Here is a 25,859-nt window from a genome sequence, read left to right on the forward strand (position 1 = left end):
GCGTCGTTTTTGGGAGATTGTTTCCCCTGGCGTACGACTACTGGCAGAAAATTAATAGAGATTGATTTTATAGAACCTGACTTAAATGCGCTGGCCCATTTTGAAGCCCTTGGTGTTTAAACTCTACTAGCACTAGCTATTAAACTGATGAATATATCTTTGAAGCGCTGGGTTAAACTACTTCTACTTCTAGCGGCTATTCCCTTTCTGATAGTGGGTGTAGCCTATTTTATTCTGGTCAATGATTTAAAAGATGTAATCAAGTACGCCATTGGGAAACAAACCAAAGGTGGTTATGAATTGAAAAGCAAAGACATTAAACTCTCAATTCTGGATAAAACGGTCAGGATTGATGATTTGGTGTTTACCAGAAAAGATACTACGAATGTGCCAGTCTACTACGACGTAAAGATCCCGAAAGCACAGTTGTCTATCGAATCCTGGCGTGAACTTCTGGTTAATAAACGATTATTGATCGATAGCTTTTTGATTGAGAAACCCGAAATTGTTATTCACGATTATAAAGTTCATGAAAAAAGCCGTCATCAGACCAGTTTTCATACCTCAATGATTCTGGAAAACCTACAAAAAATCTTAGACCATTTACACGCTAAATCATTTGTTATTCAGGAGGGGTCATTGACACTTTTCAAGCGAAACAGCGCCGAGCCGCTGCGCATTAAAGATGTTACGCTGACTGTTCATAATTTTTTGAAAATAGATAATAACGACAAACGCTTATTTGGCTCTGATAACCTGGAATTGGCCTTAGGGAGGCAACGGTGGGTATTGTCGGACGGGAAAAATATACTAAGTTTTAGAGGGCTGCGATTTTCGAGCGCAAGCCAGTTGTTTGAAATAGATTCCGTACACTTTCATAAACCTGCTACTGCTGAACAGGACGAAGTAATTTTGCGGGCCGACAAATTTTACTTCAACTCGAAGCATTTACCGGCTATTTATCAGAAAGGAGAATTATCGCTCGATACACTTATTTGCGTAAGGCCTGTGCTTACGTTGCCACTTACTACCCAGCGAGTACCCGTAAAAGACACGAGTATTCACTCGAACATTAAAAGCCTTTTTAAAAACGTTGCCATCCGTTACACGGAAATAAAAGACGGTGAAATTTTGCTGGGAAGTCCTAAAAATAATGCCCTCAAAGCAGGTACCCAGAAGGCTAATCTAAACATCTTCAATCTGAAGGTTAATCCGCAGAACGAACACCTCATAACGACGGATAGCATTAATTTAAACCTGAACAATATCACATTTTTTTCGAAAGACAGTCTGTTCAAAATCAGCGTAGAACGGTTCACGCTGCTAAATGATGACGTTCTTTTTAAGAATGTTCATTATGGACCTGCTTCGCCAAAAGTGGCAGGTAAGGGTTTGACTTTTACCGCACCAGCCCTGCGCCTGAACAATGTTAGTCTCGATGATTTAATCCGGAAGCGTTTGGTTGCTACCGATGCCGAATTGGTTAATCCAAATATTACACTGATCGCTACCCGAAAAGAGCCATTGAAGCCGAAAATCACCGCGAATCATGATACGGTTACGCGCAAAAAAACGGATATCTATCAGACGCTGAATAGCTTCGGTGAGTTACTTCAGGTGGATCGATTTCATATTATCAACGGCAGTGGCCAATACAAATTAGCCGGGAAGACGAAACCTGTACATGCCGAATTAAAGGGATTGAATGCCCTGATTATGGTTAGGGATCTACTGGCGAGTGATTCGCTCATCAAGATTAAACGGGCTATTGCTGACCTAAAAGTTCAGCAGATGACTGTTGCTGCGAATGGCTTGAAACTGCAACTTTCCAATTATAGAATGAACGGCAGGCATCGCTTTAACTGGGTCGATAAATTGCAGATTGATCTGGCTAGTGGAGTAAGTGTAGCGGCCAATAAGCTCTATTGGGAGGCTTTCAGCTGGGATATACTCCAGCAAACCAAAGTCATTCAGATCGATCAGGTTCGGGTGCATGATTTATTGGTCGATGCCCAAATAAAGCCAAAAGCAACTGCTGCCGAACCGGTTGTTGCAGCCGCCGACAAACCGCAGGCTAAAGGATTACCCAAATTGCGAATTGGTAAGTTACTGGCTGATCACCTCAATTTGAAAGCGTCGTTGCCGAAAAGCGGTTTGGCTGGTTTTGAGGGACATACTATTGAAATAGCTGAGCTTACTACCGATCCAAAGTATTTCCGATGGGCGCAGTTCCTGGGCAATCTCAATAATTTATATTTCCGGCAACCCAATGGCAGGCAGATCACTGTGGCACAAATAGCCTTGCATAGTCATCAGCATACGGTCCTGTCGGACATACGTTATGCCGATAATAGCCAGGGGAAAACAATGCACGTCGTATTGCCGAAAATGCAGATTAAAGGCCCATTTCCATCCACTGATTTTACTAATATCAACCTTAGTTCAGTACTGCTGGATCGACCTGAGGTGACAATGGTTACGGAATTTAAAGAAAAATCAGGGGCATCCGGGATAGCTAAAGCATTTTTCATACCCCTTAATCTGGCGCTTCATGAGTTAGACATACAGCAGGCCCGAATAAACCTTATTACTAAAAAAGGCAAGGATTCGACTCAGCTACAAACCATAGTTGATGTGGAGGCTAAATCGATCCATGCCAAAAAACACGAAGATGCTACATTTGCTTCGATACGCGTGAGCCCGGCTGATTTGAAACTGGCCATGCCCAAAATAAAGACAACCGTTCAGTCGGTCAATGTTCAGCTAACGAATGGAAAATTACTGGCCACCAAAGACGGAAAACCATCGCTAACGACGCATCTGCTGGCTAATCTAACACTCCAGGATCTGCACCCCACATTGACATCGAAGAAAAATACGGCTCCGCCAGAGCTTCGGATCAAAGGGCTTGCCGGAACAATTGATATGCCGAATTTTCGCTGGACCGCTGGTCAGAAAATGGCGTGGCCAACGTTTGTTGATCATGCCAATGTAGCGATTACCGACTTATCGTTTAAGAGTGCCCGATCGACCATAAAGGCCGCAAAGGTGAGTTGGGAGCACAAGAATGAGCGCCTGCAACTTGATAACTTTCAACTAAGTCCCCTGATTACCAAAGAGGAGTTTATGACTCCGCCGAACCTGCAGTCAGACTACATCACCATACAGGGTGAACAGGCTCAGCTAAATGGCGTTAAAGCAGCCCGCTGGTACCGTGATTCAACTCTCGTCGTCAATCATATTGTCGTTAAAAATATCATTACTGATGTTTCCCGCGATAAACGATTGCCTGACCCGGCCGTTCTGCCTAACAAGCTAATGCCAACCCGGTTAATTTCAGGCATCAAAGTGCCGTTTCATATTGATTCGATTAGTGTGATCAACAGCCAGGTTAATTACCATGAGACGTCAAAAATAACCAACCGGGTAGGCACTGTTCCCCTGAAAGACATCAATGGTACATTGAAAACGGTTACCAATCGACCGACTAAATCAACCGATAGTTTGAAATTGCTGGCCAGCACAAAACTCCTGGGCTTACACATAAAAAGACTACACTATCGAGAGTCGTACGGTGATTCGCTGTCGGGCTTTCACATGATCCTGCGAACGTCGGATCTAAACATGCCGGAGCTTAGTCCGATTACCAATCCGATGGCTGCGGCCGATCTGGAAGATGGCTATCTCGAACCAATCATGGCGCGTATTGCGGGTAATAAGTATGCGTCGGTTGGTAATATGCGGTTTTATTACAAAAATCTAAAACTTCGCCTGCTTGGCCATAAGGATACATCCCGGCGCTCGCTGCTGATAAAATTCGAGAATTTTGTGGCCAGCAATATTTTACGGAAAAAGAATCGGCAAGAAGCACGGATCTTCTACGATCGCGACCAGAAGAAATTTATTTTCGGTTACTGGATCAAGTCCATTATGAGTGGCGTGCTAACCAGCGTTGGCGTAAAGGCCAATAAAAAATACCATGCTAATTACCTGAAACTAAGCCAGCAGCACACCTTACCCGCCGAAGATTAATCACCTGTTGGCTTTTGGTCTTTATGTTGTCATCGACGCATCGACCTCAGTGGACACTCCTATCGACTATAATTACCTGTTAAGTAAGGCGTTGTAAAATGACCCATTTCTTTCAACCTGGAAAGCGAAATACCCTTCTCCTTTTCTTTCGCAGTTCCTTCCTGCTGGTTTATGTGCTAACTGCTCATTCTTTACGGGGGCAAAGTAAATTCACGCCTGCAACTTCGGTCTATACAATCACTAAACGGCTCCTTTCCATTGAAAATGGACTGGCTTCCCACGAAGTGTTTTGTGGCGTACAGGATGCCGCTGGTTTTATGTGGTTTGGAACCCGTAATGGGTTGAACCGCTATGATGGTAAAACCTGCCTGCTTTTTACCCGACAACGTAATAAACTTCAGGATAATAAAATCGTCCAGTTGGCAAAAGATGATGCCAATCACCTGTTTATTGAGTATGGCAGTACAGGTTTTCAACTTATAACCAACGGAAAAGTGGATGTGATGGACATCACAACGCAGGAAGTTAAAACACTCACGGCTACTTATCCAAACTTACCTTTTAAAGAGCAGGATGTGTACTGGATCGCCAACGACGGTACCGATGAAGTCAGTTTTCTGACGGCTTTTCCGTTCCGGCTTTGGAAATATTCGGCTAAAACAGGGTTTCGTTTGCGCTACGAAATGAAAGACTGGAACAAAACGGGCTTAGCATTTGACTACCGCACTACGGGACCTGTTTGTAGCTTTACACCGGAAAAAGCTCTGTTGAAATTAACCAATCAGGAAAAGCAATATCTGATCACAAAAGATGCGGTCATTGGCTTTCGTCAACACAATGTATTACGATCATTACCCGTTGGCTTCACGGACCAAAATGAACTGTTAATCACCTACAACACCGCCACCAACGTCAATGAATTTGCCATCGACAAACTAACACCTGCTGGTAACCTTGTACCTGTAGCGGATTTGGCGAAATACAACCTGAACACCGTGAAAGGAAGATACTGGTACCAGGTTTGCGTGTCAACCAGCGGGGCTGCTTCCATGTTTTACGACGCCACAGATGCACTTTACCTTTGGCATAAACACGCCTTTGTGAAGGTGATTGACAAATCTGAACTGAAAGGGTTTGAGAATCTATTTTTGTATCGACTGTTTTTAGATGCACTTGGCAACCAGTGGCTTTGCACGTCGCATGGAGTACTGCAACTGACGCTCAAAAAGAATCGGTTTACCCCTTATTTTTCCAGCAGTCAGCAATCCATCCAACCCAACAGCCAGGCCAGAGGAATCTATGCAGATCGGACCGGAAAGGTTGTCGCCAATATATGGATGCATACATTCAGCCAACAGGGCGGAAAAATACAGGCTATTGCGCACGACGCTATTAATTATGCCCTGGTTGAACACCATACCGCATTATATAGTGGCGGGTATTCGCTGGTTCTGTACGATGATGTAAAGAACAGGGTGACCAACTATTCGGGCGGGTTAGGATCTGAAATATGGTCGATGTTTTCGATGAACGACAGCCTGTTGCTTCTGGGAAGGACGACCGGTTTTTCTTTATTTAACACAAACACCCACCGGTTTGATTCGATCCCTGTGGTGGCTGCTTCTGGCACTGAAGCCAGGTTTGTGTACCGTTTTTTTTACGACAGAACTGGTATCATCTGGGCGATTGCAGAGAACGGTTTGTATAAGCTTGTCGCCAACCATCGTTTATCGGCAAAGACCAATCATGGCTGGTCGATGGTTAAGCTCCAATCTCCTTTTTTGAACGGGCTAAGTTTGCTCGATGCTTATCAGGATTCCAGCGGGGTCTTCTGGCTGGCCACAAATGGCGAAGGGCTCTACCGCTGGAACCCTAAAACCAACGCCGTCCGGCAATTCAACATCACGGCGGGTTTTCCCTCCGATGTTTTATACAGAATTGAACCTGATAGCTATGAAAACCTCTGGATCAGTTCCGATTATGGATTGATCTGCTTCAACCGGAACAGTTTTTTAGTGAATACCTATACGACCATTGATGGTATTTCCCACAATGAGTTTAACCGAACCTCATCGTTCAGAGCCAGCGATGGCAGGCTGTTTTTTGGCGGATTGAACGGGGTGAATGCGTTTGATCCCCGCGATTTCAGAACTGATACCAACACGCTTCAAGTGCCATTACGGGTCATTGCGTTCAACCAGTTCGTTGGCTCAAAAAACGAATTGATCAATAAAACAGCTGAGTTGCTGAAGACAGCGAAAATCACCCTGGAGCCCGACGATAAGTTCTTTACGCTTGACTTTCAATTGCTGGATTTTGCCACTGATGAAGGGCACCATTATGCGTATAAAATTGAGGGTCTCGATAAAAACTGGAACTATATCAACGAAAACTCGATCCGAATCAGCAGATTGCCTTACGGCAACTTTACGGTACATATCAAAGCCCAGAATCGGGAGGGTACGTGGAGTCGTAGTCAATTGATCATTCCGTTGTCCGTTTTGAAACCTTTTTATTTGCAATGGTGGTTCGTTCTAACGGCTGTATTCCTGTTTTTTCTGGCGATTTATCTACTGATTCATTTCAGATTGCAACAATTAGCCAGGGATAAAAAGAAATTAGAGGAAACCGTCAATGAACGAACGACCCAGTTAAAACAGTCGCTTTCCGAACAGTCTGCCCTGCTGTTGGAAAAGGATGTACTCATGAAAGAAATTCATCACCGGGTAAAGAATAATTTACAGGTTATTTCGGGTTTGCTGGAGCTTCAAAGCAAAGGCTTGACGGATGAAACAGCCAGAGAGGCTTTACGGGAAGGGCAAAACCGGGTCCGAAGTATCGCCTTGATCCACCAGAACCTGTACCAGTACGAAAATCTCAGCATCATTGACCTGAAGCGGTTTGTCAATGATTTAAGCAAACAAGTGCAGAGTGTCTTTCAAAAACAAAAACCCGTAACGATCACGATACTTGTGCCTGATTTGCAGCTGGATATTGATTCAGCCGTTCCGCTTGGATTGATTTTGAATGAACTGTTATCCAACTCCTTTAAATATGCCTTTACACGGGTTCCGGCGGGTAAGATACAGCTGGCAATCTGTGTAATCAGCGAAGGGAAATACCAGTTAGTGTATTCCGATAATGGACCCGGCTTACCGAGTGATTTTAACCTGACCGGAGCCACTACCCTTGGCCTGCAATTGGTCAATGACCTAAGCCGGCAAATTGGGGGAAAGGTTCAGTATTCGAGTAAAGAAGGGGCTACTTTTACGATTAATTTTACCAATCGCGACGTGCGTAAAAACGAAGATTAAAACCTATGTCAGTTTTAAAAATCGGGGTTATAGAAGACGAGCTTGTTATCGCACGAACGATTTTAAGTGTACTGGATGAACTGGGGTATTCGTATTGTGGTCCGGCCATTAATTATACCGAAGCACTGGATATGCTTGACAATGACAAACCGGATTTAGTGCTGCTCGACATCCAGCTGGCCGGTCGGAAAGATGGTTTTGACGTAGCGGAAAAAATCAATGAGTCCCATAAAATCCCCTTTATTTTTCTAACCGCCAATAGCGACGTCGAAACGATTGACATGGCTAAAAAGGTTAAACCTCACGCCTATATTGTCAAACCGTTTACGAAAGAGGAACTGTATGCAGCCATCGAAATTGCCTTTAGCAATTTTGCCGGTAATCGAACCGAGGCAAAACCGGATAATAGTGCTTCGCATTACGCAAAGAATTTTATGTTTGTGAAAGACGGCTATGTCTTCAGAAAAATATTTTTCAGTGAATTGCTTTATCTGGAGAGCGAGGCTAATTACATTAACCTGCAGTTAATCGCACAAAAGCGGGTAATCGTGCGCTCTACGATCAATGATTTCATGAAGCAGTTGCCCCCTAATCAGTACATACGCATTCACCGACGTTTCTCCGTAAACATCAACCTTATCGATGACATTTTTCCCGGCGAACTCTCGTTGCAGGGTGTAAAACTTCCAATCGGGAAATCCTATCGGGAAGAGCTTTTTAATGCCCTTGGCATAAACCAACCCTGACATTTTCAATGGACTGGGTTCCATTGTCACAGCCTGTATTCCCAAAGTTCCTGCTGTTCATCCCTGAACAGCCACGTTCATCCCTTTTAGTTGGCCATACGCTCAGGCAACGCCACTTTTGGCGCTGTTATGGGCTTGCTCGATCTGGATAAAATCATCATTAAACAAACTATACTGGGAATTCGCTGCACAGCCTGCGGTGGGAACCTGGTCATTTCTGAGAAAAAATCCATCGCCGGTTGGCTGGTGAAAGTGATTTCTTTTGGCGCTATCCAACCTAAAACCTACAGGTGCGAAACCTGTAAAAAGCAATTTCTTTTTTTCTGACACCCCTACTTGTCAATACACCTTTACTCTAATTATAACCAATTAACCGATAACTACCATGAGTCTCAGATTAAATGACATAGCTCCTGATTTTCAGGCCGAAACTACCCAGGGAGTCATTCATTTCCATGATTGGATTGGCGATGGCTGGGCCATTCTTTTTTCGCATCCTAAAGACTTTACACCCGTTTGCACTACAGAACTGGGGTATATGGCCAAATTGGCACCGGAGTTCCAGAAGAGGAATTGTAAGGTGGTTGGTTTGAGTGTAGATCCGGTTGAAAGCCATTTTAAATGGGAAAAAGACATTGAAGAAACCCAGGGTTACCCCGTGACCTATCCGATGATCGGCGATCCCACATTAGCAATTGCAAAATTGTATGATATGCTTCCCGCTGAAGAGCCGGGTACGTCGGAAGGCCGGACGGCTGCCACCAATCAAACGGTACGCTCTGTTTTTGTGGTGGGCCCCGACAAGAAAATAAAGCTCCAGCTGACCTATCCGATGACAACGGGCCGTAATTTCTATGAACTACTTCGTGTGTTGGATTCCATGCAGCTTACGGCCGAACATCGGGTAGCTACGCCAGCAAACTGGGCCGATGGGGAAGATGTAATTATTGTTCCGGCAGTTTCTGATGCCGAAGCAAAAGAAAAATATCCGGATGGTTGGAAAACCATCAAGCCTTACCTGCGCATTATTCCTCAACCTGGCAAAAACTAATACGACTCCTGCGTATGGCCAGCGGTCCAGACGACGACAATGCCGCCATGACTAGGAACGTATGGCTAAAATTTGTCTGCGACACGATTACGTATATAGCTCCCGTTGGAAAATGGATTGATACCAGGATGGTTCGACCTATGAAGCAGACAGTTTACTAATTGCTTCATGAGCAGACTATGATGTGGAAGCAACTCCGGGATACAGCGGAATAACTAAATAGGACGGTGCTTCTGTGCTCTGGGTATGAAATCCAGGATGGCTCGACTATGAGGCAGGCATCGGTGTGCCCAACCCAGGCAATCCATTCACACAAATCAATAATCCGTTCAGCTATCGATTAAAAAAAGGCTGTGCTTCATTCCTGTCGTGAATGAACGGGCTATCACCCCAAACGATGAAAAATGGTTTGGGGTGAATCAGTTTAATGAACATAAAATTCAATGATAAAATCACTACTTATTTATACAAAAAAAACTGCCGTGCCGGGATTCGGTGCACGGCGGTTTTTGCTTCTACTCCCGATGCTTGTGTGGATAGCGGGCAGTGCGTTTGCTCAGACCACCTGGACTGGTGGTATTGATAACGCCTGGCAAAAATCAGGCAACTGGTCGGCGGGTGTACCAGATGCGACAGACGATGTAATAATTCCCGACGTTGCGAACGATCCCGTCATTGCAGGCGGAATAGGGGCATTAGCCCAATCGGTGCTCATTCAGGCCAATGCCTTACTGACCATTAATGCTACCGGTAGCCTGGCCATCAACGGTTCGGCAGCATACACCACGCCATTTACGTTTAATTTCACGGCTGGGTTGAACAACCTGGGAACGGTCAACAATAGCGGTAACATTACCCTGGGTTCGGTAAGCAGTGTCGGAACATATGGCATTGTTAATCAGGGCACCTTTACCAACAATACCGGCGGGGCAATCCATATTGACAACTCGACTGACACAGGGCTGTTTAACGCATTTGGGACCTTTACCAATGCCGCTATCATCGGCATTGGAGCGAATACCAACGTGGGGCTAAATGGTATTTGGAACGAAGCTACCTTCAACAATAATCCGGGGGGAACCATCCAGATCGATCGCTCATCGGTTCGCGGTCTGATGAACAATGCGGACGAATCCAAATCGATATCGGCAACCTTCGCCAATTCGGCAACCATCACCATTGGTGCCACAGAAACAGTGGGGAAAACGGGCCTTCAGAACCTCGCAACCTTTACCAACAACACAGGTGGGAGCATCAACATTGATCGCACGAGCGACAATGGGCTTTATCATGCTTCGGGTAGCTTCACTAATGTAGCCGACATCACTATCGGGGCGGTGGCTAGTGTGGGAACATATGGCCTGTCGAGCTGGAGTACATTCAACAACAATACAGGTGGACATATCTGGATTGACCGTGCTACAGACTTTGGGGTTTACCATACTTCCGGAACGTTCACAAATGCGGCAGCCATCATCATCGGAGGAGTAGACAGTGGAGGTAAAACGGGTTTGGAAAACCAGGCGATCTTTAACAATAACACAGGTGGTCTCATCCAGATTGACCGTACCGGCAATCTCGGATTTCATCATGCATCCGGAACGTTTACAAATGAAGCGGACATTACGATTGGGTCGGTGGAGAGTGTAGGGAAATATGGATTCTGGAGCCGGGCGACTTTTAACAACAATACGGGCGGAACCATTCGAATTGATCATGTAACTACCTTGTCAGGGGGGGTAGGAATGAATCAGACTGCTGGCATCTTCAGTAATTCTGGGGCCATCACGATCGGCGGAGTGGCTAATGGCGGGTATACAGGTTTGGAGGTCCAGGCTACCTTTACTAACAACACAGATGGGACCATCAATATAGATCGCACCAATCTATTCGCGTGTGATATTGCTGCTGCCAGTACCTTTACCAATGTAGGTAGTATCACTATTGGAGCCGTTGCTGCTGTGGGAAATCGTGGCCTTGTGAATAGTGGCTCATTCAACAACAGTCCGGGAGGGCACATACGAATTGACCGTACAACAGTAGTCGCGCTTTATTCACAAGCTACGTTCACCAACTCAGCAACGATCACCATTGGGGCATCAACAACGGTTGGAGTCAATGGGATACTACTGAACTCAGGTAACTTTAGAAATAGCCCTGGTGGAATTATTAGCATAGATCGTTCCAGCAGTATCGCGATCGTCAACTTACGCGGTACTTTTAACAACGATGCAGACATCACGATCGGAGGAGCGGAAAGTGCCGGGACGTATGGCATTTCGAACCAAAATGTTTTCAACAACAATACGGGCGGGCATATCCGAATAGATCGCTCTACAGACACCGGGATCTATCAACTTAAAGGTGCGTTCACCAACTCGGCAACGATCACCATTGGAGCGTCGGAAAATGTGGGGGTTCATGGGATTTTCAATGAATCTACTTTTCTTAATAATGCAGGAGGAGACATTAATATTGACCGTACAACCCTGGCAGGGCTTCGCAATTTTAATGGCACCTTTACCAACGAAGCGGCTATTGCCATCGGAGCAATGGCTGGTGTCGGAACCTACGGAATTTACAATCAGGCTGTTTTCAACAACAACGCAGGTGGAAATATCCGAATTGATCGTTCCACCGACACCGGGTTAAACAACCCAACCGGAACGATCACAAACTCGTCGACCATCACGATCGGCGCGACAGCAGGTGTGGGCTTTTATGGCCTTGTGAATAACGGTAATTTTAACAACAACACGGGTGGGCGTATCCAGATCGATCGTTCCACCGATACAGGACTTTATCATGCAGCCGGTTCTTTCACTAATACGGCTGGCATCACTATCGGCGCGACAGCAGGTGTGGGCTCTCATGGTATTTTCAATGGATCGACCTTTACCAACAATACCGGGGGTGACATCCATATCGATCGCTCAACCCTGGCGGGGCTTCGGAACTTTACTGGTACTTTCACCAATGCAGCGGGTATAACCATCGGCTCGACGGCCAGTGTTGGCTCATACGGAATTTACAATCAGGTTGTCTTCGCAAACCAAACCACAGGACAAATTAATGTCAACAATGCGGGAGTGGGCATTTATCTTCAGGATAACACCGTTGCCAATACTGGAACCGTTACCATTGGTGCGTTACAAAATGTAACCACTTTGCTAACCCAACAGGGAGCAGGTAATTTCAGTAACAATACAGCGGGAACTTTCAAAGGAACGGGCAATATCGCAGCATTGACCTTTACCAATGCCGGTGGGACACTATCTCCGGGCTATTCCCCAGGCAAATTGACGTTTAATGAAAGCAAAGATTTTAGTAACAGCATCATGGACATCGAAGTTAACGGAACGGCTACGGCAGGCGTAAATTTCGACCAGATAGACGTAGGGGGAACGGCTACATTAGGCGGAACCCTGGCCGTATCGATCAACTATACCCCGGTCAGTGGTGATGAAGTAACTATTCTGACTGCTCAGGCAATATCCGGCATGTTCACCTCCGTTACAGGACTTCCAGCCAACTGGAATGTTGTTTACACCAGTACCTCGGTCAAACTGGTCTACGGGGGAGCATCTCCAGGGCCTACCCTTACGGGCTTTAGCGCGAGTTCTGTATCCGTTTGCGTAGGCAGTCCCATCACCTTTACCGCCCTAGTAGGGAATGTGACGGGTAGCTACGCGTATACCCTCACCAACGGCACCAGTACTACAAGTGGCACAACACCCAGCCTGACGTTCAATCAGAGTCTGACTGCAGTTGAGACAGGCAATCAGAGTTTCACACTAACCATCAGTAGCGATGGCCAGTCCACAGCATCAGCAACCAGCCTATGGGTCAATGCGCTGCCAATAGCCAGCCTGCAAGCGAGTGCTACCCTCACCTGTGCAGTCAGCAGTGTGACCCTGACGGCCGGTGGTGGAACGAGCTATGCCTTTGCAGGACCGGGTATCCTGAGCCAGGATGCCACAGCGGGTATTGCCATAGTGGATGCCGAAGGGCCATATTCCGTAACGGTTACCAATGCTGCGGGCTGCCTTAGTTCGACGAATGTTCTGGTTGTCAGAGATGGCACCGCGCCCATTGTTAACATAAACCCAACCAGTGCTACACTCACCTGCGCCAGTCCCACAACGACGTTAACGGCCAGCGGTACTGGTAACTATCTGTGGAACACAGGGGCTACCAGTCAAACCATTACTGTAGGAACAACTGGTACGTATTCGGTGACGTTAACCGGGGCGAATGGTTGCTCATCGACTGCGACTGCTGGGGTATCGACGGATCAGACCACTCCTCTCCTGAGCATTATCGCGTCTCACACGCTACTGACCTGTAGTAATCCAGTGGCTAGTCTGACGGCGGTCGGATCCGGAAGCGTTTTGTGGTCCAACGGCTCGACCGATGCCCAGATCAGTGTGAATACGGCCAGTACATACTCGGTAACCCTGACGGCACCGGGCGGTTGTTCAGCATCGGCCTCCATCACCCTCAGCGCGGACAATACAGTTCCTACCGTACATATAACCTCGACCAGTACTACCCTCACCTGTAGTAGTCCCAGTGTGAGCCTGACCGCAGTTGGGACAGGTACTGTTCTGTGGAGCACAGGCTCAACGACTCCGATTATCTCTGCCAGCGTGGCCACTACCTATTCGGTAACACTGACGGCCCCTAATGGGTGTATGGCTACCAGTAGCGTAACCATCAGTCAGGATAATACCCCGCCAACCGTAAGTATCAATCCCACCAGCGCTACCTTAACCTGCGCCAGCCCATCAACGACGCTAACGGCCAGTGGTGAAGGCAGCTTCCTGTGGTCAACGGGGGTTAGTTCATCCACAATTTCGGTCAGTGCGGCAAATATCTATTCGGTTACGTTAACGTCTCCCAGCGGCTGTACAGCCTCAGCGAGCACCAGTATTTCCGCCGACCAGTCGGCTCCATCGCTCAGTATCAGCCCTAGTTCAGCTACCCTCACCTGTGCTAGTCCAACAGCCACACTAACGGCTTTAGGCACTGGTACTTTGCTGTGGAGCACAAGTTCGACTGAACCACAGATCACAGTCAGTTCGGCGGGCGTCTATTCGGTGACGCTCACGTCTCCAACGGGTTGTACAGCCTCCACCAGTATAATCGTCAGTCAGCAGCCTGACCAGACAATAACGATTACGCAGCAACCTCTCTCGGCCACAACGGTCTTTGTGGGGAGTTCCGTCTCAGTAGCCGTGGAAATTATCGGCCAACCTACCGCTTACCAGTGGTACAAGGACAATCTGAGCAATCCTCTGCCTAATCAAACGGGTGCTCAGCTGGCCCTGGCCAATGTCCAGCTCTCCGATGCGGGTAGCTACTCAGTGGTCATCACGGGCGCCTGCAATAGCCTAACCTCGAATGCATTCGCGTTGAGCGTCACGAATCCGGTAGCACCATTGAGCCTGACCCTCGCGGCCAGCCCTAACCCTATACCAACCGATCAGGCAACAACCCTGACAGCAACTGTAGCGGGTGGCACCATGCCCTACAGCTACAGCTTCACAGGGGCCGGTAGTATCACACCATCGGTAAACACAGCCAGTGTGTCTGGTTTGCCAGTAGGAGTGCATAGCTTTACCGTACTGGTGACTGATAACAGCCAGCCAGGTCAACAACAGGTTTCCGGGATAGTCAGCGTGACTGTGACAGCGGTGGAAACTGTTCCATTTGCCATGACCGGGGTTACCACTCTGGCCTGCTCGCCCAGTACGGCTAACCGATACAGCGTCACCTTTATGCCCCAGTACGTTGGGCAGAGCGGTGAGCCTGTCTCCTTCTCGGTGGTCAATGAGCTCCTGCCCACCACCCAGCCGGGGCCCTACACCATGCAGCTCTACAGTGATAAACCAGTTATTACCCTGCAGGCTACCCAGCAAGGCAGCTCGACCAGTTTTGTTTACCACTGGCTGGCAGCCTGTCAGAGCTCTCAGGGGCCTAATACGCCACCTCGACTGGTGACTCCAATCCCCAATCAAACCGTTCGGGTAAATGAATCGGTGACCTTTGTAATTCCTTCGAATACATTCACAGATAGTGAGACACCGCAAGGGTTGGTGCTGTCAGCTACCGGACTGCCCGCTGGACTTAGCTTTGCGGGAGCCACCCTGAGTGGCACACCGTCTACCACCGTGGGTTCGCCCGTTTCGGTGACCATCACGGCCACTGATCCGGGAGGACTCTCTGTGAGTACCCAGTTTACGTTGACGGTACTGCCCGCTAGTACTCCACCCGATCCAACGACCCCGTTCGCCATCACCAGCGTCACAACCATCAGTTGTACACCCGTGGCGGATCGGATCAGTCTCAGTTTTGCTCCACGGTATGCAGGTCTGAATGGACAATCGATTGCTTTCGAGGTGGTCAATGAGCTCGTTCCAACTACCAATCCAGCACCCTACTCACTAACGCTCTATCGGGACAACCCCACAATTACCCTGCGGGCTCATCAGACGGGAAGTGCTGAGGTGGCCAGCTTTAGCTACAACTGGCTGGCGGCCTGTAGTAGTGCTGGACAGGATAATACACCGCCCTGGATCAACAGCCCGGTGGGCAGTCAGACAGCAACGGTGGGGCAGCCATTTAATCTGAATTTAGCCAATGTATTTGCTGATCAGGAAACCCCTAATCAGGTTACCCTTTCGGCCACAGGGTTGCCAGCTGGCCTGATGCTCACAGGTACGGCCATTAGTGGTACGCCATCGGTGAGTGGGGTATCCACCGTGAAGCTGACCGCCACGGATGGCGGAGGACTCACCAACACCACCAGTTTTGTGCTGACGGTAGTGAATTCGACATCGGTAGGTAATCCAGTTGGTTTTGCCATCACAGGCGTACAGACGCTGAGTTGTGTAACGTTAAGCGCTGGGCTTCGGTCGGTCACGTTCCTGCCCCAGTATGCTGGGCTGACGGGTCAGCCGATCAGCTTTAGGGTGGAAAATGAACTGGTAGCCACAACGGCAGCGGGGCCTTACACGCTAAATCTCTACACCGATAATCCGACCATTACCCTGAAAGCGGCTCAATCGGGTTCAGCCGGGGAGGCTAGTTATAGCTACAACTGGTTGTCGGCCTGTAGTGCGCCAGCCCGATTGGGAACGGGAGAACCAACGTCTAATTTACAGTTAACCCTATTGGGCAATCCGGTAGAAGGCGAGTTTGTTGAGCTGGAGGTAAAGGGCGTGTCGGGTCAGTGGGTAGATCTACAGTTGGTTGATCAGCAAGGCAAGCAGGTGCATCAGCATCGGATTGATCAAGCGCATTCGCTGGAATACATCAAACTTCCGGTAGGCTACCGTAAAGGTTTGTTATTGCTCGAGGTTCGGACCGCTCTCGAACATAGGCACCTGAAAGTGATCGTACGATAGCCTGGAACAATCAAACTATCCGGTCTGCCTGGTCTTGGTAGACCGGATGGTTTTGTTAATTATCTGTATATCAAAATTGTATGCCTATGTGCGGGCGAGTCAACAACCAGGGATGACTATAAAGAAGGCGGGTTGAGAATCCCTATTTTTATCCGGTCCTGACGGGGAACCGCCGGATGCTCCTTTTTTGTATCTTAGACCGCTGTTCAGTATGCCAATCAACTGATTTTCATGGATAAGTTCGCCCACATACGGATGATACTGGGCTTTATTTTAAGCTTAAGTATCGCTCATCTGCTTCGGGGTGTTACCAGGTTTATTGTCCATCCTACTAAAAGTCGACCTTATTGGATACACTTATTATGGGCGCTGTATAGTTTTCTGGCTCTTGTCTATTTCTGGTGGTGGGAGTATCGGCTTAGTCAATTGCACGAATGGACGTTTGCTGCCTATAGCCTCGTCATTTTTTACATCGTACTATATTATATCATCTGTTTCTTACTGTTTCCAGAAGATCTATCGGAGTATGAAGGGTATAAAGCCTATTTCTTTGCCCGAAAGCAATGGTTTTACGGTATGCTGGGGACAACATTTCTGGTCGATATGATCGATACATTCCTGAAAGGGGAAGCGTATTTCGATCGGTTAGGCCCGGAGTATCCGATACGGGTGGCGACTCATTTTCTGTTATGCATGGTTGCCATTCGGGTAAAAAATGAACGCTTCCATGGCGGAGTGGTTATCCTGTTCTTACTGTATAATATCTCCTGGATTTTGCGGAATTACTTCGTTGAATAAGGATTTGCTTAGTCAGGTTTCCTGACGTCAAAAAGAATCCGCTGGAAACCAGCATTTCCATCCTTTGAGAGCCCATTTACATCGATAAGATAAATACCTGCCATATCGGACGTATAAAAATCAAGCTGTGCTTTACCCAGTTCGTTGGTACGTACCGATGGATTCCAGTACAATAACGTGCGTGCGTCCGGCAAACGACTTTCCTGTTGTTTGGCGTTTGTATAACGGGGAGCGTAGAATTCCCGCTGTAGCTGTAACCCGTCGTAGTCCAGTTTTAGTACACGGGTGTCGATCGGAAACCCTGCCAGATCACCTTTGTAAGTCATAAAACTGATGAGGCCATTAAACAAGGCAGGGCCCATAAAATAGCGGTTCGTGATAACGTCCAGCTTCTGTATTTTAAGCGGGCTGAATGCCATAACCTTGTCCATATCGTACACCGGAACACCATCGACCAGAACCATCGGCTCCTCATCGAAAAACTCGCGATAGGGAGCATTGGGTACCATTAACCGAAAATGTCCCTGGCGTTTTCGGGGTAGTACGCCCAGCACATATTCACGCAATATATCCTCCATCGTTGGGAAGCGCGTGTAAGCATCCAGTAAGTACGACTCTTCGGCGATTCCATAAAAGGCCGTGCTATCGACTGTTGGGTAGTGATAACGCAGTGATTGATCGGCCCAGAACGTATTCTGTACCTGCATGGCTACACTCCGGTTCTGAATGGCTTCGGTGTTCTGCTCATTGATTTCCAGGGCGGGTAAGGGCATGGCCGATGGCTGCTCGGAAAACGGATTGTCGATGGTCAGTTTGTAGAGGCTATCCTTCGGAGTTGTCTGAACAAGGACCTGTCTGGGGCCGTAGAAATCCTGCATTTCAAACCGAATCCGCCCAACTGAATCGCTCCTGGAAACGAATAACCGAACAGGTTTGCCCGGTGCCGACAAATAGGTTAGTAGTTTGGGGGCAGGCGCATTTGACGAAGGATCTGTAATGCGTCCCTGAACCAGTAGTCCGTTGTAATCGGGTATAAACTGAAAACCCGGCTGCTGGTTCGAATTCGTCAGAATTGATTCCCACTTAAACCGACGCCAGCCGTGGGTGAGCATCAGGTTATCTGCTGCCTGTCGGCTGGCGACACTCTCGGGCTGGAAGTAATAGTCGGGTGATTCAATCGCTCCTGCCAGATCAGATGATAGCCACAAATAGCTGAGTATATCCTTCGATTTGAAGGAAGCCAGCGAGTCGACCCGATAGACCGCCACCGATAAATCGGCCTGGGCAGCGTTCGTGGCCGATGCCTGAACCGTAGCATCCAGCGTTACTTTGGTCCGATAGGCGTATCGGTTCTGGTCGGTTTTTAGCGTTATGGCCAGTGGATGAATAGGGCGTTTAAAATACAAACGTTCGCACACTGGTTTGCGGTCTGCGTCAAAGATCGTCAGGTGGGAGATGCCTTCACCCAGCGCTTTTTTGTCAAGCAGAAACGTAGCTTCCCGTTGAATCGGCTTCATTTCTGCGGTCTTGATGAGTTGCCGCGTATGCGCAAGTAAATACACCGCGGAGGCTGTGGTAACGTTGGTCGTGACGGTTAGTTTTAGCTGATCGTTGTCGGCTTCGTCCAGATGCAGGGCGTAGCCGTGCTCATAACTGGCTGGCAGTGCCTGCGTTACCGTCCGACCTTTTTCATCGCTGATAACAACCCGGTAGGCGTTAGCGGCCACTGGCGTAAATGAAAAGCTGCCAATACCGAATTTGAAGGTGCTGAATCGGGAAACAGTATCGTTTTGAGCAGTCAGCAGGAAGCCCTTGGCCGAAATGCCATGACCTGCCGCGTCGGTTACGCTAAAGGCTACTTTACCCGGTAATCCCTGAACCAGATTCCCGCCCTCCGGAAACAGTTGCACCGAAAAATTGGGCGTCTCTTTAGCGACTGGTGGTTCCAGGGGCTTGAACGAGTTAATGATGGTCAGCGGTTGTTCAAAGAAATAAGTTGTGCTGAAATTTCGCATCCAGCTCGTATACGCCCGAAGTATATAATTACCTGAACTAATCGATGCCGGGAGGAACAAACTGCCGTTTCCGCCACCTGCCGAAAGGGTAATTTTAGCCTGTAATGCCGATTTCTGGTCTTTATCCAGCAACTCTACATAAGCGACCTTACTGATCCTCAAGGGCCGATGAAAGGAGCCATCAACGTAAAAAAGCTTAAACCATACCGTTTCGCCCGTAAAGTGCATCGGCTGGTCTACATGCAGAAATAACTTCTCCTGTAGCGTCTGACGGCGATAAGTATCGAAAGACTGCGTGATCGGGCTAATCGATGCTGGTGCCTGAGCAATTGCGCGCAACCCGCTCAGAAGAAGCAGTTTGATTAGCAGCTCTCGTTTAATTATAAAATACATATAAACTCAGTTCTCAGTAGACAATCTTCAGTTGGCAGTATGTGGTGTCGGGTTCTCGAACCCGACAGTTCGCGTCAGCAATTTTTGTCGGATTCTCAAACCCGACATCACCATTCCCTACTGATCCCAATAGTCTGGTTTTTTGTTGACACCACCCCGTAGTCGGCAATCGATGCAGTAATGGCTGGATGTCAGATAACTGGTCCGATCATAGAACGTGATAATACCGGGCTGTTCATCAATGATCTTACTAACCGACAGCGTGTCGACGAGGCATCCAAAATTTCCTGTCTCGGTGAGCCAGTAGGGCAATTGTCGTTTAGTGATAAAAATACGGCGACTTTCTACGGTACCAACCCGAAAAAAACCCATAACCGGTTCATTCGTATTGGCTACTGAATGAATATTGCCGGTAATCTGTGAGGGCTGCGGATCAAAAATAGACCCTACATTCTGCGTTATTTTAGCCAGCTGGTCATAGTAGTCGAAAGCAGCCTTGGTGAGTGCCGTTTGTTTGACCTGTATGCTGTATTTAATGCCGAGTTTAATGGACGCGCCCCGAACGAACGTCAATGGTCGCTGACTAATAACATCCTGGCTCAGTCGGTCTGATGAAGCCAACTGAATCGACTTATCGACAAAATTGCTCCAGCATTGATAGATTCGTTCGGTTCGGGAGACGATCTCTTTATTTTTGAGTTCATAGCCCGAATCATACGCAGCCACGTACTCCCATGTTTCATCGAATTCCCAGCGGTAAAAGTGCGTTTTATTCGCCGGATCGTGCGTATTTACGTTGATCTGAACCCCATCGTTCTCAACATGCCAGCTTAAGCTATCAACTGGGGGAGTCGTATTAACCGGCACAAAATCAGATAGATATTCCTTGCCCTGAGCCGTGCGAATACGCAATCGATACGTTTCGTTAGGCAAGGGCACTACGCCCGAGAGGGTATAAACGCCACCTGTGCCTTCCCGCAGTGTGTAGGTCATCTTACTGGCGCTTTCAATGGTTACCTGCGCTTTGGTTTCTACAGCCGGTGCTTTGGGGTCGGTCAGGTTTTGCGTTCGCGACAACTGAATACTGCTTGTTGTACCCGGCGCACTATTGAAGAACCCGCTGACAACCAGGTAGCTGCCGGGCGAGGTAACTTCGGGCGGACGATATGGATCAACACACCCCCCGAATACAAGGATCATCAACCAGCCGATGGCTCTGGAAAAACCTGTTTTTTTCATGCGCGGGTTAAACTGCATTAGCGTCTGTTTCATGGCTCCCTTAAAATCTGAAGTTATAGGTAACAGACGGTATTGGCTGACCGAAAATGGATAATTTATACCCATTGATGACACCGTTCTCTGATTTGAAATATACCGAGTAGACATTGCGCCGACCAGTCAGGTTATAGACGGCAATGGTCCAGGAACTGTGCGCTAATTTTTTGATCTTATGGTTGCCTTCAATATTCATCGCAAAATCGGCCCGATAGTAGTCGGGAACCCGGTACTGATTTCGCTCGGAGTAGAATAGGCGCTGAGCACCATCAAGCGTGTATTTTGATACCGGTAGCGTAATTGGCCGCCCCGTACTGTAGGTGAAATTGAGCGATAAACTGAACCGGCGGTTGATTTTGTAATTACCAATCATCGTAACATCGTGCGGCTTGTCGTAATTGCTGGGGTAGTAGGACCCCTGATTAATGGTTTCGGCGCTGTTTGGGCTATTGGTTCGGAGCAGCGTCCGGGCATAGGTGTAGCTAAGCCAGCCGTTTAATTTGCCCGTTGATTTTTTAATCAGAAACTCGATACCATAGGCTTTCCCCTGGGCATTGACTACATCCGTTTCGATGTGGTGATTTAAAAGCAATATTGCACCACTGCGGTAGTCGAGGAGATTCTGGATGTTTTTATAGTACACCTCAACGGATGTCTCGATCGTATTTGTTCGATTGTTCCGGTAGAAACCCAGTGCATACTGGTCGCCAATCTGCGGTTTAATGTTTGGATCGCTCAGTTTCCAGATATCGGTGGGCGAGATAACCGTTGTGTTGGAGAGCATCTGAATGTACTGTCGCATCCGGTTAAAACTGGCCTTTATGGATGCTGTAGAGGATAAAGCATACCGGAGAGCCAGACGATATTCGGGACCATGGTAGGTTTGAATGGCCTGATTAGTAGCATAAGACACCGTATCGATGATCGTATTCTCTGTTCGTGCCTGACCCGGCGCATACTGAAAAACGGACTTTGGCCCCAGGTAGGTGTAGGCCGAATAGCGCAGGCCGCCACTTATGGACAACTGATCGGTAATGTCGAACTTATCACCTATGTACACGGCATTCTCCAGCCCCTGTTCGCCGGAAACGAGATCCGGAACAATTAATGACTCGCTACCCCGTGGCCGGAAGTTGCCGGGAGACAGCTTATAATACGTTGAACTGATTCCGTAATCGACCGCGTGCCGATTGCTTGGGTAATAATTAAAATCAGCCTTAACCTGCGATTGATTAATGGCGAAGTCTAACTGATAGGCATTGATCGGATTTTTCTCGCTGTAAACATTGTATTTATAACCACTGTAACTACCCGTAAACACACTGTAGAGCTTGTTATTGATAATGTGTTTCCATTTCAGGGTTGCGGTCTGATTCTGATATTGATAGGTCGTATCGCTATTGAGCCGAAACCGATCCTGACTCAGGTAGCCCGTTAGGTAAAGTGTGTTTTTTTCGTTGAAATCGTGTGTAACATGCAGGTTCAGATCATAAAACGAAGCCTGACTGTTCTTAAACGATGAATTGGGTAGTTGCCGCAATAGCCAGTCGGAGTAGGTTGAGCGACCGCCAATAATGAACGAGGTTTTGTCTTTTAACAACGGACCTTCAAGCGTTAACCGACCAGTCAGCAGACCAATTCCGCCCGAACCGACCAGCTTTTTTTTGTTTCCATCGCGCGTCTGTACATCCAGCACCGACGACAATCGCCCGCCGAAACGGGACGGAATTCCGCTTTTATACAACTCGGCGCTTTTAATGATATCGGGGTTGAACGCCGAGAAAAAGCCGAACAGGTGCGATGAGTTGTAGATCGGCGCATCGTTATACAGAATGAGATTCTGGTCGGTAGAGCCCCCGCGCACATTCAGCCCGGTTGAACTCTCGCCCACTGATTTTACGCCCGGTAGTGTCAGAATTACCCGCAGTAAATCCGCTTCGCCCAGGGCAGTAGGAACCTGACGGATCGTTTTGATGTCGACGCGTTGCTGACCCATCTGCATGCCCGATACATTGACGTCTTTTTCGGCTTCGATCACGACTTCTTTCAGAGCAATCACATCGTCTTCCATCTCAATATCAAGCTTGCCATCGGCGTAAAGAATTACCCGACGCCGGGTATCTTTCTGGCCAATGCTCCGTAGCTTCAGGTCATACCTGCCGCGGGGAAGTGTGATTGAATAATACCCGAACTGATCGGTTACGGTACCGATTCGTGGATTCTCGACGTAAATAGCGGCCCCAACGATCGGCTCTCCCGACGAAATGCTGCGTACAGAACCGGCAATGGTAGATCGACCGGGCCGGATTGGATTCGTTCGTTTGCCGATGTCATAGACTTTGGTCTCTGTTTCGACCCGCTTCGCCTTCCCCAGTCTCAGATAGGCATTCATGGTCGAATCATTTTCCGTACTGCCACTGCCTCCCCGAAAATAACCAACGGGCAATTCGGTCTGTATCGGTCGATCGAAGGTTATGTAGACGCGCTGGTTCTGATCAATGGCAAAGAAATATTTACTTCCCTCAAAAAGCTGTCGGAGAATAGCGCGAAGTGGCTGATTCGTAGCCTGTACATTGACAATAAGGCTGTCGATATCGCTGGGATTGTAGAAGAAACAGTAGGGAGTCTGGCTTTCGATTTGTTTGGCGAACTGCTCAAAGCGGAGATTCGTGAAATCTCCGCTAATTGGTTTATCGGCCTGTTGCTGTGCCGATGCGCTGATAAGGCCGCAAAATAGAGTTAGAACGAGCAGGAAAGGGCGGTAAAGTTGAGCCATAGTTACTGGATAAGTTTTTCATACTGCTCGACAAGAGCCATTATAGCCTGCTCGCGCTGTTCGTTGAATTTAATCTTTGACGTACGCAGGTATTTTCTGAGCGGAGCTACCTGATCAGGGAATAAGGCAAGAACGGATCGTTTCTTTCTGACTTCGTGGTAAATACCATCTTTTAGAATAAAGTACCGGTCTTTGGGCAGGTAATCAGCCTTATAAACCCCACCGGAAATGTCTTCATGGATCGTCTTGACCCGTTTTGCCAGAAACTGTACGCGTCCTTTATGGATCAATTCGTAAAAACCGGTGCGAACTCCGGTAGCACTATCGCCAACAATTCGGATAAACTGATGATTACCCAGCGAAAAAAAGTTGATCTGCTGGCTGTGCGGGCGAATTCGGAATATATTTCCGGGCATGTGAATGGCAAGCTCATCGCGGACGATGTCATAAAGCATTTGCTCATTCTGGTACTGTAATCCATTGTACGAAATAGCTCCTGATCTTAAGCTATCCGTAGCGAAATAAGGGTGGATTTGTATACGGCGATCATGCTGAAAGTATTCATGTCCATTATACAGATGGGTTTTCTCTTTCAGTGCTTTTTCGTATAGCTGAACTGCCTGATTTTGGGCCGAAACCAGAAATGAGCTATCAGAACTTGCCGTTTGACCAAGCGCATTATTGATAAGGAATAAGAAAAGCAAAAAGAATGACCTATAGTGCATAACGTCTGATCCTTGAAATCGGGGTAATTCAAGATTTATAATAAGCGCAATCCAGCTTGTCTAGAGGCAATAATTCCGTAACCAGTTGTAACGCACCACACAAAATAACTCGTTCTAACAGCCGCCTGCTTTTAGAAAGAGACAAACAATGACTTTTATAACTATCTCAGACTCTATTTTTTAATCGATGGGATCATCGCCGGGCTTGATTCGTAACTCCGGCTTTCGCATGGGGCTATCATCGGGTCGTTCGTCGCCGAGCAAGACACTCCACTGGTAAAACATTTCCGTTCGTTCAAAAATGAGCTTGAGGATGGCAATAATAGGTAGCGACAGAAACATACCCGCAATGCCCGCCAGATGACTGCCAATGACCACGCCGACGATGCTACTGAATGCGTTGATTTTGACTTTAGACCCAACTACGCGAGGACGCAGAATATTCTGATCGACGAAGTGAACGACAATAACCACAACAATCAATTCGATAATGGGCAACAATTCTTCAGAAGAGGCCAGAATAACGAGTACGCCAATCAGGGTGCCCGCAAAAATTCCGACGTAGGGGATCAGGTTCAGAAACGCCAGAATAATGCCGATCAGCAAGGCGTGAGGAACCCCCAGGATTTGTAGTATACCGCCCAGAATAACAACAATAAAGGCGATCTGAATCATCAAACCAATCAGATAGCTTTTGATAATTGTTTCGGTCTCATACATGGCTTCTTCGACCTGGTCGTGGTTTTGAGGGGGGAACCACAGAAAGACAAATCGAACCAGTAAGTTTTTGTAAAAGAGCAGGAGAAAAACATAAATAGGCATCAGTCCCAGCAGCATAAAAACCGACGATACCGACACGGCTGCACCACCCAGCAAACCCCCAACCGAGTTCAGGATTTTGGCGTTTTGTTCGTGAAAAAACTGCAGCTGCTGTTGCGTTGAAAAATGAGTGCGTTCAACCAGCCAGTCACTCAGTTGGTGGATATGAAGCAATATCGTTCGTTTAATCTGCGGGAAATCGGCTAATAGCTTACTGATTTGTGATGAAAAGAACCAGATAACGACAACTCCGGATAGCATCATCAGCAGAATGGACAGAATAATAGCTGCCGTTTCCGGAACACGACGCTGAATCAGAAAGCGATGCACGGGCAGAAGAACGATACTGACAAAAAAAGCGATGATTAATGGCATAATCACCGCTTTCCCGATGATGATCAGCGCGCCCAGCAGAAATAACCCCAGTAATTCAATTGATCTCCTGACAGTAAGCGGAAGTTGATTCATTGGCTGAGCCGGGTTAGGTGGGAAATGCTGATTTGCTT

At 47.7% G+C, this 25,859-nt stretch carries 11 protein-coding genes; 6 read left to right on the forward strand and 5 right to left on the reverse strand.

Annotation, left to right across the window (positions count from 1 at the left end):
• Nucleotides 1-147: 147 nt before the first annotated feature.
• From GJR95_RS33305 to GJR95_RS33330, 6 genes are all read left to right on the forward strand, one after another.
• Nucleotides 148-4,032, forward strand: coding sequence for an AsmA family protein (locus GJR95_RS33305; RefSeq protein ID WP_162389968.1), 3,885 nt, complete (start codon nt 148-150; stop codon nt 4,030-4,032).
• Nucleotides 4,033-4,130: 98 nt separating this feature from the next.
• Nucleotides 4,131-7,346 (forward strand): histidine kinase dimerization/phosphoacceptor domain -containing protein, encoded by a 3,216-nt coding sequence (locus GJR95_RS33310; protein ID WP_162389969.1) that lies wholly within the window; start codon nt 4,131-4,133, stop codon nt 7,344-7,346.
• Nucleotides 7,347-7,351: 5 nt separating this feature from the next.
• The gene (locus GJR95_RS33315; protein WP_162389970.1) at nt 7,352-8,092 is read left to right on the forward strand and encodes a LytR/AlgR family response regulator transcription factor; all 741 of its coding nucleotides are present in this window, start codon (nt 7,352-7,354) and stop codon (nt 8,090-8,092) included.
• Nucleotides 8,093-8,477: 385 nt separating this feature from the next.
• Nucleotides 8,478-9,143 carry a peroxiredoxin gene (locus GJR95_RS33320; RefSeq protein WP_162389971.1) on the forward strand — a complete coding sequence of 222 codons (666 nt, stop codon included), beginning with the start codon at nt 8,478-8,480 and terminating at the stop codon, nt 9,141-9,143.
• A 443-nt stretch (nt 9,144-9,586) separates the two neighbouring features.
• The gene (locus tag GJR95_RS33325) at nt 9,587-16,552 is read left to right on the forward strand and encodes a putative Ig domain-containing protein (protein ID WP_162389972.1); all 6,966 of its coding nucleotides are present in this window, start codon (nt 9,587-9,589) and stop codon (nt 16,550-16,552) included.
• A gap of 231 nt (nt 16,553-16,783) precedes the next feature.
• Nucleotides 16,784-17,350: a hypothetical protein gene (locus GJR95_RS33330; RefSeq protein ID WP_162389973.1), complete on the forward strand. Its 567-nt coding sequence runs from the start codon at nt 16,784-16,786 to the stop codon at nt 17,348-17,350.
• Nucleotides 17,351-17,358: 8 nt separating this feature from the next.
• On the opposite strand, the gene GJR95_RS33335 is transcribed toward GJR95_RS33330, so the two are convergent.
• From GJR95_RS33335 to GJR95_RS33355, 5 genes are all read right to left on the reverse strand, one after another.
• A complete protein-coding gene (locus tag GJR95_RS33335; RefSeq protein ID WP_162389974.1) occupies nt 17,359-19,758 on the reverse strand; it encodes a hypothetical protein in 2,400 nt (799 codons plus the stop codon).
• 117 nt (nt 19,759-19,875) lie between these two features.
• A complete protein-coding gene (locus tag GJR95_RS33340; protein WP_232540942.1) occupies nt 19,876-21,030 on the reverse strand; it encodes a DUF4249 domain-containing protein in 1,155 nt (384 codons plus the stop codon).
• A gap of 7 nt (nt 21,031-21,037) precedes the next feature.
• Nucleotides 21,038-23,809, reverse strand: a complete 2,772-nt coding sequence (locus GJR95_RS33345) for a TonB-dependent receptor (protein WP_162389975.1) — start codon at nt 23,807-23,809, stop codon at nt 21,038-21,040.
• A gap of 2 nt (nt 23,810-23,811) precedes the next feature.
• Nucleotides 23,812-24,534: a hypothetical protein gene (locus GJR95_RS33350; RefSeq protein WP_162389976.1), complete on the reverse strand. Its 723-nt coding sequence runs from the start codon at nt 24,532-24,534 to the stop codon at nt 23,812-23,814.
• A 180-nt stretch (nt 24,535-24,714) separates the two neighbouring features.
• On the reverse strand, nt 24,715-25,821 hold the full coding sequence (locus tag GJR95_RS33355; RefSeq protein WP_162389977.1) for an AI-2E family transporter: 1,107 nt from the start codon (nt 25,819-25,821) through the stop codon (nt 24,715-24,717).
• Nucleotides 25,822-25,859: the final 38 nt, after the last annotated feature.

This window comes from Spirosoma endbachense, assembly GCF_010233585.1.
Classification (GTDB): Bacteria; Bacteroidota; Bacteroidia; order Cytophagales; family Spirosomataceae; genus Spirosoma; species Spirosoma endbachense.

Coding starts and splice junctions, on each gene's coding strand:
- GJR95_RS33305 (WP_162389968.1), top strand. CDS start 148: ATGAATATATCTTTGAAGCGCTGGGTTAAACTACTTCTACTTCTAGCG.
- GJR95_RS33340 (WP_232540942.1), bottom strand. CDS start 21,030: ATGAAACAGACGCTAATGCAGTTTAACCCGCGCATGAAAAAAACAGGT.
- GJR95_RS33345 (WP_162389975.1), bottom strand. CDS start 23,809: ATGGCTCAACTTTACCGCCCTTTCCTGCTCGTTCTAACTCTATTTTGC.
- GJR95_RS33320 (WP_162389971.1), top strand. CDS start 8,478: ATGAGTCTCAGATTAAATGACATAGCTCCTGATTTTCAGGCCGAAACT.
- GJR95_RS33310 (WP_162389969.1), top strand. CDS start 4,131: ATGACCCATTTCTTTCAACCTGGAAAGCGAAATACCCTTCTCCTTTTC.
- GJR95_RS33335 (WP_162389974.1), bottom strand. CDS start 19,758: ATGTATTTTATAATTAAACGAGAGCTGCTAATCAAACTGCTTCTTCTG.
- GJR95_RS33330 (WP_162389973.1), top strand. CDS start 16,784: ATGGATAAGTTCGCCCACATACGGATGATACTGGGCTTTATTTTAAGC.
- GJR95_RS33350 (WP_162389976.1), bottom strand. CDS start 24,534: ATGCACTATAGGTCATTCTTTTTGCTTTTCTTATTCCTTATCAATAAT.
- GJR95_RS33325 (WP_162389972.1), top strand. CDS start 9,587: ATGATAAAATCACTACTTATTTATACAAAAAAAACTGCCGTGCCGGGA.
- GJR95_RS33355 (WP_162389977.1), bottom strand. CDS start 25,821: ATGAATCAACTTCCGCTTACTGTCAGGAGATCAATTGAATTACTGGGG.
- GJR95_RS33315 (WP_162389970.1), top strand. CDS start 7,352: ATGTCAGTTTTAAAAATCGGGGTTATAGAAGACGAGCTTGTTATCGCA.